Genomic DNA, 14,013 nt, shown 5'->3' with positions numbered 1-14,013 from the left:
GAGGGCCCGGGCATTGTGCCCGGGCCCTCATCCTTTCGGATGAACTTCCGGAGAACGCGCCGCGGAGCGTGACCGAGGTCACACTCGCCGCGGTAATCCAACAGGCCGATCCCGTAGTCTCTATGGTCATGCGCGTCAGGGAGAAGGGCGACCGGGGAGTCGTCCAGTCGGTGGTTCTGTTCCTCGGGGTGAGCGTGTTGTCGGGGGCCCTGGCCGCCGGTCTCGCGATCCCGTTCGCCGGGCTCGCCGGCTTCACCACCGAGAAGACCCACGACACGCTGCAGGACCTGCCACAGCAGTTCGACGAGGTGCCGCTCAAGCAGAAGAGCACCATCCTGGCCGCCGACGGGTCGCTGATCGCCACCCTGGCCGAGCAGAACCGGGTGCCGGTCAAGCTCACCCAGGTCGCGCCGATCATGCAGAAGGCGATCGTCGCGATCGAGGACGACCGGTTCTACGAGCACGGCGCGCTCGACCTCAAGGGCACGCTGCGGGCGCTGATGCGAAACCAGACCGAGGGCTCGGTGCAACAAGGTGGTTCGAGCATCACCCAGCAGTACGTGAAGATGAGCCTGGTCGAGAAGGCGAACACGCCCGAGGAGGTCGCGGCCGCGACGGCCGAGACCTACCAGCGCAAGGTCGCCGAGCTCCGGTACGCGATCGCGGTCGAGAAGCAGTACTCGAAGAACGAGATCCTCGAGAAGTACCTGAACCTGGCCAACTTCGGTGACGGCGCCTGGGGGATCGAGGCCGCCGCCCTGCACTACTTCCGGGTGCACGCCTCCCAGCTGACCCTGCCGCAGGCCGCGCTGCTGGCCGGCCTGGTGAAGAACCCGACCGGGTACGACCCGACCAACGACATGAAGCGCGCCAAGGACCGCCGCGACGTGGTCATCAAGCGGATGCTCGAGCTGAAGGTCATCTCGGTCGCCCAGGCCAACGCGGCCCTCAAGACCCCGGTCATCGACCCGGCCAAGGTCTCCCCCAACAAGCTCGGCTGCGCCAACGGCCCGTACCCGTTCTACTGCGAGTTCGTCGTCTCCGAACTGGAGAAGAACCCGGCGTTCGGCAAGACCAAGACGGACCGGGCCAACTACCTGAAGACAGCCGGCCTCACCATCCGCACGTCACTGGACCCGAAGACCCAGGCGGCCGCGCAGAGGTCGATCGACCAGCACTCCAGGCCCACCGACAAGGCGATCGCGGCGATCACGATCGTCGAGCCGGGCACCGGTCTGGTGAAGGCGATGGTGCAGAGCCGTAAGTACGGCAACAAGCGGGGCCAGTCGTCGTACAACTACAACGTCGTGAAGTCGTACCCGGGTGGGTACGGCGGCTTCCAGATCGGCTCGACGATGAAGGCCATCACGGTGGCCGCGGCGATCCAGAAGGGCTTCCCGCTCAACTACAAGATCAACTCGCCCAACACGATCGACCTGACCCGGAAGAAGTTCAGCACCTGCGACGGGTCGACCGAGTCGTTCGACCGCTACACGCCGAGCAACTCCACCGAGAACGTGCCGGTGCCGACCATGATCCAGGCGGCGCAGAGGTCGACGAACACCTACTTCCTGCAACTCTCCCAGCAGACCGGCCTCTGCCCGATCGCCAAGATCGCCGCCAGCCTGGGCCTGTACGACGCCCAGACCAGCGAGCCGCTCAAGCAGGTCGTGTCGATGACCCTGGGCGTCGACACCGTCAGCCCGCTCCAGTTGGCCGGCGCGTACGCCGCCTTCGCCGCCCGTGGCATGTACTGCTCGCCATGGCTGGTCACCACGATCAAGAACGCGGCAGGCAAGTCGGTGAGCACTCCCGGCGCGGACTGCAAGCAGGCCCTCGCCCCGGAGGTGGCCGACGGCGTGAACGCGGTGCTGCACCAGGTCATGGAACCGGGCGGCACTGGCTCGAGGCTGAAGTTCGGCAAGAGTGACCTGGCCGGCAAGACCGGAACCATCCAAGAAGCCAAGGCGGTGTGGTACGCGGGCTACTCCTCGAAGCTCGCCGCGGCCGCCGTGGTCGCCGACGCCTCTCCGCCGTACGACGAACTGGTCGGACAGACCCTCGACGGCCAGGTGATCCGCGACGCCTCGGGTTCCGGCACCGCCGGTCCGCTCTGGATGACGGCGATGCAGGGTGCGTTGCAGGGCTACCCGACGACGAAGTTCGTCGCGCCGTCGGACAAGACCATGCGCGGTGACGTCAAGGACCTGCCGTTCGTGAACGGGATGAACCCCGAGGACGCCGCCAACAGGCTCCGCCAGGCCGGCTTCCAGGTCGCGATCGCCCCTGGCACGGTCAACTCCGAGGAGACCGCCGGCACCGTCGCCTACACCACCCCGCGGCAACGCGAGGGCGCTCCCGAAGGCTCGACCGTCACCATCCACATCTCCAACGGCAGCCGGAAGAACCAGCCGAGCCCGCCGGCCACCACGGCCCAGCCCCCGACCACCAAGCCGCCGGGCAACAACCCACCCACGATCGACCCCAACTGCCCGCCATGGAACCCGAAGTACCCGAACTGCGGCGGCAGATAGCTCAGCCGATGCGGTACACGAGGAACGGCAGCAGCACGAGGGCCAACGAGGCCGGATAGTGCAGGGCTGACAGGCGGCTGCCTGCCGTGATGCGGCGACGGATGGCGCGGCTGATCATCAGAGCACCGAGCAGCAACGGCGCTCCGATGAGCAGCACGATGAGGACGCTCAATTGCGTCTTGCCTTCGTCGTCCGCGCCGAACGGGACCCAAGGGGCGTCCAGGGCGCTGCCGGCCGTCTGCCGGACCAGCAACTCGCCGATGAGGAAGGGGAACACAAGCGCGCCGCCGACGACCGCCATCGCCAGGTAGCCGCCGATCTGTGTACGGCGCGCCCTCGGATCGGACGTGGTGCTGCTGGTTCCGGCCATGCGGGGGTCAGGCGCCGAGTTGGCGTTTTACTTCGGCGGAGACGACGGCGCCGTCGGCCTTGCCCTTGACCTTGGGCTGGAGGGCGCCCATGACCTTGCCGATGCCGCGGGGGCCGAGCTCGGCGGCGCCGGTGGCGGCGATGGTCTCGGTGACCAGGGCGACGATCTCTTCCTCCGTGAGCTGCTCGGGCAGGTACTCGGCGAGGATGTCCGCCTCGGCCTGTTCCTTGTCGGCGAGCTCGGCGCGGCCGGCCTCGCGGTAGGCGATCACCGACTCGCGGCGCTTCTTCGCCTCAGAGCCGAGGACGTCGACGATCTCGGCGTCGGTGAGCTCGCGGGCCTCCTTGCCGGCCACCTCCGCCTTGGTGACCGCGGTGAGCGCCATCCGCAGAGTGGACTTGCGGATCTCGTCACGCGCCTTGAGGGCGGCGGTCATGTCGTCGTGCAGCCGCTGCTTCATACCGGAGTTGGACATGACCACGATTGTGGCAGGCTGGTGAAATGAGTTTGAGCGGGCTTGCCACCACCACCCTCAAGGCCACGGCCGTCGTCGGCGCCGTGGGCGCCGCCTGCGTCGCGTACGCGGCTGCGATCGAGGCGCGCTGGTTCACGCTGCGCAGAGTGACGGTCCCGGTGCTCCCGGAGGGCTCGGCGCCGCTGCGGGTCCTGCATCTGTCCGACCTGCACCTGATGCCCACCCAGGAACGGAAGATCACCTGGGTCAACGACCTGGCCGCGCTCGAACCCGACCTGATCGTCAACACCGGCGACAACCTGTCGCACGAGCGGTCAGTCCGCCCGCTGCTGCGCGCGTACGGCGACCTGCTCGACCTGCCGGGCGTGTTCGTGTTCGGCTCCAACGACTACTGGAAGCCGCACTTCAAGAACCCGGGCAAGTACCTGCTGCCCGCGCACAAGCAGCGGCACAAGCCGCACGGCCCGGACCTGCCGTACGAGGAGATGCGCCGGGCCTTCACCGGCGCCGGCTGGACCGACCTGAACAACGCCAAGGCCACTCTCAAGGTGAACGGCCTGCGGCTGGACTTCGCCGGCACCGACGACCCGCACATCAAGCGCGACCGGTACGACGAGGTCGCAGGCGAGATCGACCCGTCGGCCGACCTCTCGATCGGCGTCACACACGCGCCGTACCAGCGGGTCCTGAACGGTTTCGTCGGCGACGGCTACCCGCTGGTCCTGGCCGGCCACACCCACGGCGGCCAGCTGGCAGTGCCGCTGTACGGCGCCCTCGTGACGAACTGCGACCTGGACACCTCACGGGTGAAGGGCCTGTCCACGTGGGGCCACAACGGCCGCCAGGCCGCTCTGCACGTCTCCGCCGGGCTTGGCACGTCGCCGTACGCGCCGGTCCGTTTCGCCTGCCGGCCGGAGGCCACGCTGCTCACCCTGGTCCCCCGGATCAACCCGATTTCGTCCCAGCCGTAGGCGCATGTAAGCTGTCCGAGGCTTCGGGCTGTGGCGCAGCTTGGTAGCGCGCTTCGTTCGGGACGAAGAGGTCGCAGGTTCAAATCCTGTCAGCCCGACCAATCGAGGGCGGTGACTCCTGTCACCGCCCTCGTGCTGTCTGGTCGTGGGGGGGGGGGGGGGGGGGGGGGGGGGGGGGGGGGCCCCCCGCCCCCCCCCCCCCCCCCCCCCCCCCCCCCCCCCCCCCCCCCCCCCCCCCCCCCCCCCCCCCCCCCCCCCCCCCCCCCCCCCCCCCGTCCGGCCGCTGGGGGGCGGGGGGGGGGGGGGGGGGGGGGGCCGGGGGGGGGGGGGGCCGGGGGGGGGGGGGGGGGCCGCCCGGGGGGGGGGGGGGGGGGGGGGGGGGGGGGGCCGCCGGGGGGGGGGGGCCCCCCCCCCCCCCACGACCTACGCTGAATGTCGTGCAGCGTGTGGATCTGGGTGAGGTCGAGTACGAGGTCGCGGCGAAGGAGATGCGCGGCTGGGTGGAAGAGCGGGTCGAGGACGCGGCTCCGGACCGGCTGTTCCTGCTGAGTCATCCGCCGGTGATCACCTACGGGCCGCGGACCGTGCTGGACGATCTGCCGGCGGAGGCCGCGGGGATTCCGGCGGTGGCGGTCGATCGGGGCGGGTTCGCGACGTACCACGGGCCGGGCCAGCTGGTCGGGTACCTGGTCATCGACCTGAAGCGCCGCGGGCCGGTCGACATCGTGCGCTGGCTCGAGAACGGGCTGATCGAGGCGCTCGGGTCACTCGGGTTCCCGCTGGTACGACGAGACACGCCGAAGGGCGCGAGCAGCCTGGTCGGGGTCTGGACCGAGGACCACCGGAAGCTGTGCTCGATCGGGATGCGGATCCGGCGCGGCGTGACCAGTCACGGCTTCTCGGTGAACGTGGACCCGGACATGACGGTCTTTCACACGTTCACGAGTTGCGGCCTGCACGACGTGACGATGGTCTCGCTGGCCGAGCTCGCCGCCGAGCGCGGCGTCCCGGCGCCCACGGACGCCGCCGTCCGTGACGCGATCGCCCACTCCCTCGGATCCCGGTAGCCTGCGGCAATGAGCCAGGAGGAGGACGACGGCCGGTACGACGCTCCGCCGTTGCCGCCGGTGGTGATCCTCGCCGTCGTCGGGCTGCTGTGCGGGTTCGCGACCATCGCGCTGGTGTGGCTGAGTGAGCGCAGCTGCGAGCGGTTCCGCGACACCACGAACTGCGGCGCGCTCGGCCTCCCGCTGCTGGTGCTGATCGTCGCGATCACCATGGTGCTCGGCGGGCTCGCGCTGAGCCGGCTCGCGATGCCCAACCCGCGCGTGGTGGCCTTCCTCGGGGTCGCCTTCATGCTGATCGTCGTCCTGGCGTTCCTCACCGAGAACCTGTCGTCACCGTGGGCACTGGCCGTCGTCCCGGTGCTGACCGCGATCACCTTCCTCGTCGCCAATCTCGTCGCCCGACTCCTGGAGCGTGCCGATGCCTGACCTGCCCGTCTACGACTGCCCGCGTACGCCGGTCGCCCCCGCCCTCGACGGGACCCTGACCGACCCGGCCTGGAACATCGCGCCGTGGACCACCCCGTTCGTCGACATCGGCGGCGACGGCCCGGTCCCGCAGTACCGGACCCGGGCGAAGCTGATGTACGACGACGAGTACCTCTACGTCGGCGGTCTGCTCGAGGAGCCGCACGTCTGGTCCACGATGGCCGAGAAGAACACCAAGTTGTTCGAGGAGAACAACTTCGAACTGTTCCTCGACCCGGACGGCGACGGGCTGAACTACTACGAGTTCGAGATCAACCCGCTCGGCACGATCTGGGAGCTGACACTGCCGAAGCCGTACGTCGACGGCGGCGTGCCGGTGGACCCGACCAACCTGCCCGGGCTACGGACAGCGATCGACATCGACGGCACGCTGAACGACCCGTCCGACATCGACACCGGCTGGTCGGTGGAGCTCGCCGTACCGTGGGCGGACCTAGCGGCGTACAACGAGGGTCGCGCGACGCCGCCGAACCCGGGTGACGAGTGGCGGATGAACCTGATGCGCTGCCAGTGGCCGCACGAGGTCGTCGACGGCGCCTACGTGAAGGGCGACGACCTCAGCTTCTGGGTCTGGTCGCCGCAGTACGTGGTCGACATGCACCGCCCGGACCGCTGGGGCATCCTTCGGTTCTGACCCCGCTACCCGGCGTCAACAGACCAGGGGGACAATGAGGTACGTGGACTTGGGGGGTGACGACAGGTACGGCGACGAGGTCGTGAGCGCGATCGAGCGTGCCTGTGAGAGCGACCCCCGGACGGCGCTGCGGCTTGTCGCGGAGTACTCGAGCCACTGGTGGTCCCAAGGACTGCAGGACGAGGCTGCCGCCGCCGCTGAGCGGGTGCTGAGCATCCTGGGCCGGAGCGTGCCTGTCGGACTCGACGAGGAGTACCTGCTCGCCGTACTGCACGGAGCCGGGTCGGCCGAGCAGGAGCAGCTGGAGCTGGCCCAGCAGATCGTGCAGGCGACGACAGGTCCCTTTCGGTACTCCGTCACCGTGCTGCTGTGGTCGCTGGTGTTCGGGCCGTTCGAGTCCGCCGCGGTGGTCGAGGAGGTCCTGGCGCGGAACGAGGGCGGCGACGCTTGGACCAGAGCAGCAGTCGAGCTGTGCCGCGGTTACCCCGGCCTGACGTCCGCCACTCCGGGTGATGCCGCTCAGGCGCTCCGTACGGCGCTGGGACGCTTCCGGATGCTCGACGACCGCTGGGGGATGTTCCTGGCGCTGACAGCGCTCAGAGAGGTCGTGGACGACCCGGTCGACGTCATCAGCGAGGCCCTGGAGCTGGCCGAGAAGCTCCGCGCGGACGACGAGTCCGGACTGCTCCTGTGCCAGCGGGGCGAGCTCTACCGCCGCCATGGTGACCTGGACGCGGCCGGCGAGGACTTCAGCTGGGCGCTGGCCTTGGCCGAGCATGCCGAGCTGCCGGAAACCGCTGCTGCCGCCCACATCGGCCTGGCCCGGGTCGCCCGCGGCTGCGGCGACCTTCTGACTGCCCGGGAGCACCTGGCCGTCGTCCTGTCCCGCGACTCCGAGGATCTGGAAGACGCCCGCTACGAGGCGATGCACGAGCTGAACCTGCTGATCAACTCCGAAGCCTCCGCATAGCACCAGGCCACACACTCCTGTGGTACGGCGACACACCTGTGGCAGCGGCCACAACAGGCGGGTCTCGCCGGAGTCGCGGATGGCTGGTTAGAGTCGAGTCGACCCAGCCCCCGACACTGCAACGGAGCAGCCGGATGGACAAGACGTACGACTCGCCGCAGGCAGCGGTCGACGACATCGGCGACGGCGCGAGCCTCGCGGTCGGCGGCTTCGGCCTGTGCGGCAACCCGATGGAGCTGATCAGCGCCCTGCACGACAAGGGGGTGACCGGGCTCAGCGTCGTGTCGAACAACTGCGGCGTCGACGACTGGGGCCTCGGGATCCTGCTCGCGGACAAGCGGATCGCCAAGATGACGTCGTCGTACGTCGGGGAGAACAAGGAGTTCGCCCGGCAGTTCCTGTCCGGTGAGCTCGAGGTCGAGCTGACCCCGCAGGGCACGCTGGCCGAGAAGCTGCGGGCCGGCGGCTGCGGGATCGCCGCCTTCTTCACGCTGGCCGGCGTCGGCACCCAGGTCGCCGAGGGCGGGCTGCCGCAGAAGTACAACGCCGACGGCACGGTCGCGAAGGCGTCGCAGCCGAAGGAGACCCGGGAGATCAACGGGACGACGTACGTGCTGGAGGACTCGATCACCACCGACTTCGGGCTGGTGCACGCGCTCAAGGGCGACACCCACGGCAACCTGGTGTTCGACCGCAGCGCGCGGAACTTCAACCCGCTGGCCGCGATGGCCGGCCGGGTCACCATCGCCCAGGTCGAGGAGCTGGTCCAGCCTGGTGAGCTGGACCCGGACGAGATCCACCTGCCCGGTGTCTACGTCCAGCGCGTCGTTGCCGTCGGCAAGGACATCGAGAAGCGGATCGAGAAGCGCACGGTTCAGCCGCGCGAGGCCTACGAGGCCCAGCGCGAGAAGATGGAGGCCTGAGATGCCACTCACCCGTGAGCAGATGGCCGCCCGCGCCGCCGCGGAGCTGGCGGACGGCTCCTACGTGAACCTCGGCATCGGCCTGCCGACGCTGGTGCCGAACTACATCCCGGACGGCGTCACCGTCGTACTGCAGTCGGAGAACGGCATCCTGGGCGTCGGGCCGTACCCGGTCGAGGGGGACGAGGACCCGGACCTGATCAACGCCGGCAAGGAGACCGTCACGACGCTGCCGGGGGCTTCGTTCTTCGACTCCGCGCTGTCGTTCGGGATGATCCGCGGCGGCGCGATCGACGCGGCCATCCTGGGCGCCATGCAGGTGTCGGCCACCGGCGACCTGTCGAACTGGATGATCCCCGGCAAGATGGTCAAGGGGATGGGCGGCGCGATGGACCTGGTGCACGGCGCCAAGAAGGTGATCGTGCTGATGGAGCACGTCGCCAAGGACGGCTCGCACAAGATCCTCGAGGAGTGCGACCTGCCGTACACCGGCCGCGGCGTGGTCAACCGGATCATCACCGACCTCGCCGTGCTGGACGTCACCGACGACGGCCTGAAGCTGGTCGAGCTCGCCGACGGCGTCACCTTCGACGACCTCCAGTCCAAGACCGGCGCCCCGATCAAGCAGTGACGGCAACTCTGGTGCGGCTCGACGACTCGGCTTAGGGTTCGGGCACGTCCCCGCGCCACAGCGCGGGGCGTGTCCGCCAAGCTCAGGAGTCCGCCCATGCTGCTCAGCTCGTCCCTGCGACCACGCCGAACCATCGCGGTCGCCACAGCGGCCACAGCTCTCGCCGCGATCGCCTTCAGCCCACTGACGTCCAACGCAGCGCCGCCGGGCCGGCCCGCCGACAGCCGGCCGTTCGTCACCGGCACCCAGACGGCGCCCGTGTACGAGTACGACAACGCCATCCGCGAACGGGTCGCCGTCGAGGTGCCGGTCGACGCCGACGAGAACGGCGTCAACGACCGGGTGATGGTCGACCTCATCCGCCCGGGTGAGGCCGCACAGGCCGGCGTCGACGTGCCGGTCATCATCCAGGCCTCCCCGTACTACGCCTCGAACCCGGCAAGCTACTTCGACGCGAACGGCACCCGCACGGTGTTCAACACCTGGCTGGACAACTACTTCGTACCGCGCGGCTACGCGGTCGCCTTCGTGGACCTGATCGGCACGTTCCGCTCGTCCGGTTGTGACGATGTCGGCGGCGACTACGAGGTGGCCGGCGGCAAGGCGGTCATCGACTGGCTGAACGGCCGCGCGAAGGGCTCCACGCCCGCGGGTGCCCCGGTGACGGCTGACTGGTCCACCGGAAAGGCCGGCATGATCGGCGTCTCCTGGAACGGCACCATCGCCAACTCGGTGGCCAGCACCGGAGTGGACGGCCTCGAGACCATCGTGCCGATCGCGGCCATCTCCAGCTGGTACGACTACACCCGCAGCTACGGCGTACCGTTCTGGGGCAAGTACGTCGGGTTCCTGCACGACTACGTCAGCAACGACGTCAGTCCCCGCTGTCCGGAACTCACCAAGGAGCTCGAAGCCGCGTCCGATTCGGCCACCGGCAGCTACAGCCCCTGGTGGGACCCGCGGAACTACCGCCTCGACGCCGCGAACGTGAAGTCCAGCGTGTACGTCGTCCACGGCCTCAACGACGAGAACGTCAAGACGCGACACTTCGGCGAGTGGTGGGACGAGCTGGCGAAGAACGGCGTACCGCGCAAGATCTTCCTGCACCAGGACGTCCACATCGACTCGTTCAGCTACCGCGACACCTGGGTGCAGCGGTTGCACCCCTGGTTCGACCACTGGTTGCAGGGCCTCGACAACGGCGTGATGGACACACCGATGGCGACGATCCAGCGCGAGGACGGCACGTTCACGACCGAGGCGACCTGGCCGGCCGCGGGCGCCCAGCAGACCAAGCTGTCACTGGCCGCGCCGACCGGCCGGACCGCCGGCACGCTGACGACGGAGGCGGTGCCGGCCTCGGGCACAGTCGAGTTCGCCGACCGGAAGGATTCCGACGACGACTACGTGCTCGACCCGACAACGCTGCGGTCCGACCGGGCCGTGTTCCTGACGAGCGAACTGGCCGGCGCGGTGCGGCTGTCCGGCACCGGCACCGTCAAGGTCCGCGTGCAGTCCTCCCAGCCGTCGGCGGCGATCAAGGCACGCCTGGTGGACTACGGTCCGGCCACGCGCTACACGTCGTACTTCACCAAGGGGACCTCGACCTGCTGGGGCGACGGGAACGCGACCGACACCGGCTGCTACGCCGACACGGGCATCGCGGCCGCGCCGTCCGACCTGAACGTGGTGGCCCGCACGATGGCGGACATCGGTCACTACCGATCCCTGACCCAGCGTGAGTCGTTGCAGCGCGGAGTCTGGTACGACCTGACCTTCGAGCTCAACGCCGATGACGCGGTGTTCGCCGCCGGGCACCGGATCGGGCTCGTCCTGACCGTCGAGCCGGGAAACCCGGACGACCTGGTCGAACGCCGGGCGCTGACGATCGACCCGGCGGGATCGTCGCTCACCTTGCCGCTGACCGGTACGACGACCTCGCTGCGCACTCCTGGTCCGGCCGAGACGGTGACCGCACGGCAGAAGGCGCATCCTGAGCCCGAGCGGGACCCGGCCGAACTGATCCGGCAGTTCGTCGAGACGTCGCGGTAGCGACCTGACGGCCAGGCGGGGCGCTTCGTCCCGCCTGGCTGTCCACATCGCGTGAAAGGCAGCTGACACTTCGGTGCGAATTCCGGTATGACGGGGGGCATGGAGCTGGACGTGTTCGTCATCGGTGGAGTCGGCGTCGACACGATCGTGCGGGTGCCGGGGTTGCCGCTACCGGCGACCGAGACGATCCACGTCGATCCGGTCGAGACGTATGTCGGCCACACCGGCCACGGCGTCGCGCTCGGCTGCCACCTGCTCGGTCTGCAGGCCGGGCTCGCGGACGTGATCGGCGACGACGCGGAGGGGCGCCGGATCCGGCAGCTGTACGACGACCTCCGGATGCCGCTGCACGTCGTACTCCATCCGAGTGGCACCCGTCGATCGGTAAACCTGGTCGCCCCGGACGGCCGTCGCCTGGCCCTGTACGACGCCCGCCAGCCGGCCGGCCTCCGCGTCGACCCGGACCTCTGGCGGACGAACGTCGTCCGCGCGCGGCACGTGCACGTCTCGATCATGGACTTCGCCCGGGACGCGCTGTCCGACGCGCTCGCCGCGGACTGCACGATCTCCACCGACCTGCACGACTGGGACGGGCGCAACGACTACCACAAGGACTTCGCGACCGCGGCCGACATCGTGTTCGTCTCCACCAGCGCCTTGCCGGACGACGCCGTCGAGTGGATCTTCGCCAACGGCCGGGCCGAGGTCGTGGTGGCGATGGCCGGCGCCGACGGCAGCTACTTGCACGTCCGAGGCGAGGACCCCGTGCACCTCCCGGCGGTCGAGCTCCCCGACCGGCCGGTCGTCGACACCAACGGCGCCGGCGACGCCTACGTCGCCGCGTTCCTGGCCCGCCGGCTCGACGGGGTCGGTTGGTACGACGCCGCGCACGCCGGATCGGTCGCCGGCGCCTGGGCCTGCGGCTCGCCCGGCACGCACACCGACCTGATCACGGCCGAGGATCTAGCTGTTCGAAGTAGAACGCTCGGATGAAGCAGTCCCGCGGCTGACCGACGGCGAACATCACACAGTCGACCACCGCCTGCGCGGTGAGTGCAGCGCCGGCCCCCGGTGACAAGTACGTGCGATCCGCTCAAGCTCATGCGCTGGATGGAACCAGTTCAACCCGACTCGAAGTCAACTAGCGGGTCATGGGTGGGTGGAGGGTGGTGGCGGTGCCGCGGCGGAAGAGTTGGGCGGGGCGGCCGCCGTCTCGGGTGGTGGTGGCGCCTGCGGGGGTGACGAAGTCGGGGGTCTTGGTGACTTTGCGGTGGAAGTTGCGGGGGTCGAGAGGGGTCCCCCAGACGGCTTCGTAGACGCCGCGGAGCTCGGAGATGGTGAACTCGGGCGGGCAGAACGCGGTCGCCAGCGGTGAGTATTCGAGTTTGGCGCGGGCCCGCTCGACGCCGTCGGTGAGGATCCGGTGGTGGTCGAACGCGAGCCGGCCCGGATCGTCCAACACCTCGGCAACGCCGACCCAACTCGCCGACGCGGCGTCCGTCCCGGCCACCGGCGCGGGCAAATCCGGCACGAGCGCCAGGTAGGCGACGCTGACCACCCGACCGCGCGGGTCGCGGGCGGGAGCGCCGTACGTCGCGACCTGCTCGAGGTGGATCCGGTCCGAGGAGAGGCCGGTCTCCTCGGCGAGCTCGCGGCGGGCGGTCTGCTCGAGGTCCTCCTCCGGCCGCACGAACCCACCCGGCAACGCCCACCGACCCCGGTACGGCGCGATCCCCCGCCGGATCAGCAGCACCTGCAAAGTGCCGTCGCGGACGGTCAGGATGACCAGGTCGGCAGCTACGCCGAGCGGTACGAAGTCCATGGCAGCACTCTAATCGTCACCTTGACGAAAAGTCATCCGACCCCTTATCGTCAAACTGACGACAAGGAGAGATGCGAGATGGCAGACATCACCCGGTTCCGCTTCATCAGCCACCTGCGGGCCAACCCGACCACCCACGTCCGGCACCTGCGCAACGGCAAGCTGGTGCACGACGGCGCCGGCCAGGCGTTCTGGTTCCGCGCGCTGAACTCGTCGCTGAGCGAGATCCCGGTCGACGACCGCGAGCAGCCGCTGCTCTTCCACGGCCGGACGCAGGACTTCCAGGACGTGGCCGTGCAGGCGACCGTGACCTACCGAGTCACCGACCCCGGCCTGGCCGCGGCCCGGCTGGACTTCGGCATCGACCCAGACAGCGGGCTGTGGCGGTCGACGCCGCTGGAGCAGCTCGGCGGTCTGCTCACCGAGCTGGCGCAGCAGACCGCGCTCGACCTGCTCGCCCGGATGAGCCTGACTGAAGCGCTGTCCGAGGGCATGACCGGGCTCCGCCGGGCGATGAGCACCGGGCTGCGCGAGGACCAGCGCCTCACCGGCCTCGGGATCGGCATCGAGGACGTCCGCGTGGTCGCCGTACGGGCTGAGCGGGACGTCGAGAAGGCGCTGCAGACGCCGACCCGGGAGATGGTGCAGCAGGCCGCGGACAAGGCGACGTACGAGCGCCGGGCGATGGCGGTCGAGCGGGAGCGGTCGATCGCGGAGAACGAGCTGCAGAACCAGATCGAGCTGGCCCGGCGCGAGGAGCAGCTGGTCAACCAGCGCGGACAGAACGAGCGGCTTCGGGCGACGGAAGCTGCCGCGGCCGGGCAGATCGAGACCACGGCCGCCGCGGGTCGCAAGCGGGCACTCAGCGAGGCCGAGGCGGATGCGAAGCGGGTGATCGGCGCCGCCGAGGCGGCCGCGGAGAAAGCGATGCTGGACGCGTACGCCGAGCTGGACCAGGGCACGATCCTGGCGATGGCGATCAAGCAGGGCTCGCTGCCCGAGATCGGGACGCTGAACCTCACGCCGGACCTGCTCACGCCGCTGCTGGCCAAGCTGACCGCCGGAGAGCGGGCCTGAG

At 69.7% G+C, this 14,013-nt stretch carries 14 protein-coding genes and 1 tRNA gene; 12 read left to right on the top strand and 3 right to left on the bottom strand.

All coding sequences use genetic code 11. The features are described from left to right. Positions 1-128 precede the first annotated feature (128 nt). Complete coding sequence (locus ACIBGM_RS13220) at positions 129-2,534, top strand: transglycosylase domain-containing protein (protein WP_360537785.1); 2,406 nt, start codon at positions 129-131, stop codon at positions 2,532-2,534. A 1-nt stretch (position 2,535) separates the two neighbouring features. On the opposite strand, the gene ACIBGM_RS13215 is transcribed toward ACIBGM_RS13220, so the two are convergent. Beyond that, positions 2,536-2,904: a hypothetical protein gene (locus ACIBGM_RS13215; protein WP_396385577.1), complete on the bottom strand. Its 369-nt coding sequence runs from the start codon at positions 2,902-2,904 to the stop codon at positions 2,536-2,538. 7 nt (positions 2,905-2,911) lie between these two features. Then, positions 2,912-3,379, bottom strand: a complete 468-nt coding sequence (locus tag ACIBGM_RS13210; RefSeq protein WP_396385575.1) for a GatB/YqeY domain-containing protein — start codon at positions 3,377-3,379, stop codon at positions 2,912-2,914. Between the two features lie 26 nt (positions 3,380-3,405). Between ACIBGM_RS13210 and ACIBGM_RS13205 the strand changes: the two genes are divergently transcribed. The 10 genes from ACIBGM_RS13205 to ACIBGM_RS13160 all read left to right on the top strand — a co-directional run bounded on the left by ACIBGM_RS13205 (position 3,406) and on the right by ACIBGM_RS13160 (position 12,106). Then, positions 3,406-4,350 carry a metallophosphoesterase gene (locus ACIBGM_RS13205; RefSeq protein WP_396385574.1) on the top strand — a complete coding sequence of 315 codons (945 nt, stop codon included), beginning with the start codon at positions 3,406-3,408 and terminating at the stop codon, positions 4,348-4,350. A 24-nt stretch (positions 4,351-4,374) separates the two neighbouring features. Continuing rightward, positions 4,375-4,451: transfer RNA gene (locus ACIBGM_RS13200), tRNA-Pro, on the top strand. A 336-nt stretch (positions 4,452-4,787) separates the two neighbouring features. Continuing rightward, a complete protein-coding gene (gene lipB, locus ACIBGM_RS13195) occupies positions 4,788-5,417 on the top strand; it encodes a lipoyl(octanoyl) transferase LipB (RefSeq protein WP_360519005.1) in 630 nt (209 codons plus the stop codon). A 9-nt stretch (positions 5,418-5,426) separates the two neighbouring features. Beyond that, entirely contained in the window at positions 5,427-5,843 is a 417-nt protein-coding gene (locus tag ACIBGM_RS13190) for a hypothetical protein (protein WP_396385572.1), read from the top strand. Beyond that, the gene (locus ACIBGM_RS13185) at positions 5,836-6,537 is read left to right on the top strand and encodes a carbohydrate-binding family 9-like protein (protein ID WP_360519011.1); all 702 of its coding nucleotides are present in this window, start codon (positions 5,836-5,838) and stop codon (positions 6,535-6,537) included. The genes ACIBGM_RS13190 and ACIBGM_RS13185 overlap by 8 nt, the downstream gene beginning before the upstream one ends. Positions 6,538-6,580: 43 nt before the next feature. After that, complete coding sequence (locus ACIBGM_RS13180) at positions 6,581-7,507, top strand: tetratricopeptide repeat protein (RefSeq protein WP_396385570.1); 927 nt, start codon at positions 6,581-6,583, stop codon at positions 7,505-7,507. A 134-nt stretch (positions 7,508-7,641) separates the two neighbouring features. Next, positions 7,642-8,430, top strand: coding sequence for a CoA transferase subunit A (locus ACIBGM_RS13175; protein ID WP_360519017.1), 789 nt, complete (start codon positions 7,642-7,644; stop codon positions 8,428-8,430). A gap of 1 nt (position 8,431) precedes the next feature. Further along, positions 8,432-9,061: a 3-oxoacid CoA-transferase subunit B gene (locus ACIBGM_RS13170; protein WP_360519020.1), complete on the top strand. Its 630-nt coding sequence runs from the start codon at positions 8,432-8,434 to the stop codon at positions 9,059-9,061. A 96-nt stretch (positions 9,062-9,157) separates the two neighbouring features. Then, positions 9,158-11,113, top strand: coding sequence for a CocE/NonD family hydrolase (locus ACIBGM_RS13165; protein WP_396385567.1), 1,956 nt, complete (start codon positions 9,158-9,160; stop codon positions 11,111-11,113). 99 nt (positions 11,114-11,212) lie between these two features. Next, positions 11,213-12,106, top strand: a complete 894-nt coding sequence (locus ACIBGM_RS13160; RefSeq protein WP_396385565.1) for a carbohydrate kinase family protein — start codon at positions 11,213-11,215, stop codon at positions 12,104-12,106. A gap of 148 nt (positions 12,107-12,254) precedes the next feature. Here ACIBGM_RS13160 and ACIBGM_RS13155 read toward each other — a convergent pair whose 3' ends face one another. Continuing rightward, positions 12,255-12,935, bottom strand: coding sequence for an NUDIX hydrolase (locus ACIBGM_RS13155; protein ID WP_396385563.1), 681 nt, complete (start codon positions 12,933-12,935; stop codon positions 12,255-12,257). Between the two features lie 78 nt (positions 12,936-13,013). On the opposite strand from ACIBGM_RS13155, the gene ACIBGM_RS13150 reads away from it, so the two are divergent. Next, positions 13,014-14,012 (top strand): SPFH domain-containing protein, encoded by a 999-nt coding sequence (locus tag ACIBGM_RS13150; protein WP_396385562.1) that lies wholly within the window; start codon positions 13,014-13,016, stop codon positions 14,010-14,012. The last annotated feature ends 1 nt before the right edge of the window (position 14,013 follow it).

Origin of the sequence: Kribbella sp. NPDC050470 (genome assembly GCF_044458365.1) — a bacterium.
Taxonomy (GTDB): Bacteria; Actinomycetota; Actinomycetes; order Propionibacteriales; family Kribbellaceae; genus Kribbella.
This window is presented reverse-complemented; position numbering and strand designations above follow the sequence as displayed.

What these genes read in the sequence shown, in the direction of transcription:
- ACIBGM_RS13220 (WP_360537785.1), top strand. Translation starts at nt 129, where the DNA reads ATGCGCGTCAGGGAGAAGGGCGACCGGGGAGTCGTCCAGTCGGTGGTT.
- ACIBGM_RS13215 (WP_396385577.1), bottom strand. Translation starts at nt 2,904, where the DNA reads ATGGCCGGAACCAGCAGCACCACGTCCGATCCGAGGGCGCGCCGTACA.
- ACIBGM_RS13210 (WP_396385575.1), bottom strand. Translation starts at nt 3,379, where the DNA reads ATGTCCAACTCCGGTATGAAGCAGCGGCTGCACGACGACATGACCGCC.
- ACIBGM_RS13205 (WP_396385574.1), top strand. Translation starts at nt 3,406, where the DNA reads ATGAGTTTGAGCGGGCTTGCCACCACCACCCTCAAGGCCACGGCCGTC.
- ACIBGM_RS13190 (WP_396385572.1), top strand. Translation starts at nt 5,427, where the DNA reads ATGAGCCAGGAGGAGGACGACGGCCGGTACGACGCTCCGCCGTTGCCG.
- ACIBGM_RS13185 (WP_360519011.1), top strand. Translation starts at nt 5,836, where the DNA reads ATGCCTGACCTGCCCGTCTACGACTGCCCGCGTACGCCGGTCGCCCCC.
- ACIBGM_RS13175 (WP_360519017.1), top strand. Translation starts at nt 7,642, where the DNA reads ATGGACAAGACGTACGACTCGCCGCAGGCAGCGGTCGACGACATCGGC.
- ACIBGM_RS13170 (WP_360519020.1), top strand. Translation starts at nt 8,432, where the DNA reads ATGCCACTCACCCGTGAGCAGATGGCCGCCCGCGCCGCCGCGGAGCTG.
- ACIBGM_RS13165 (WP_396385567.1), top strand. Translation starts at nt 9,158, where the DNA reads ATGCTGCTCAGCTCGTCCCTGCGACCACGCCGAACCATCGCGGTCGCC.
- ACIBGM_RS13160 (WP_396385565.1), top strand. Translation starts at nt 11,213, where the DNA reads ATGGAGCTGGACGTGTTCGTCATCGGTGGAGTCGGCGTCGACACGATC.
- ACIBGM_RS13155 (WP_396385563.1), bottom strand. Translation starts at nt 12,935, where the DNA reads ATGGACTTCGTACCGCTCGGCGTAGCTGCCGACCTGGTCATCCTGACC.
- ACIBGM_RS13150 (WP_396385562.1), top strand. Translation starts at nt 13,014, where the DNA reads ATGGCAGACATCACCCGGTTCCGCTTCATCAGCCACCTGCGGGCCAAC.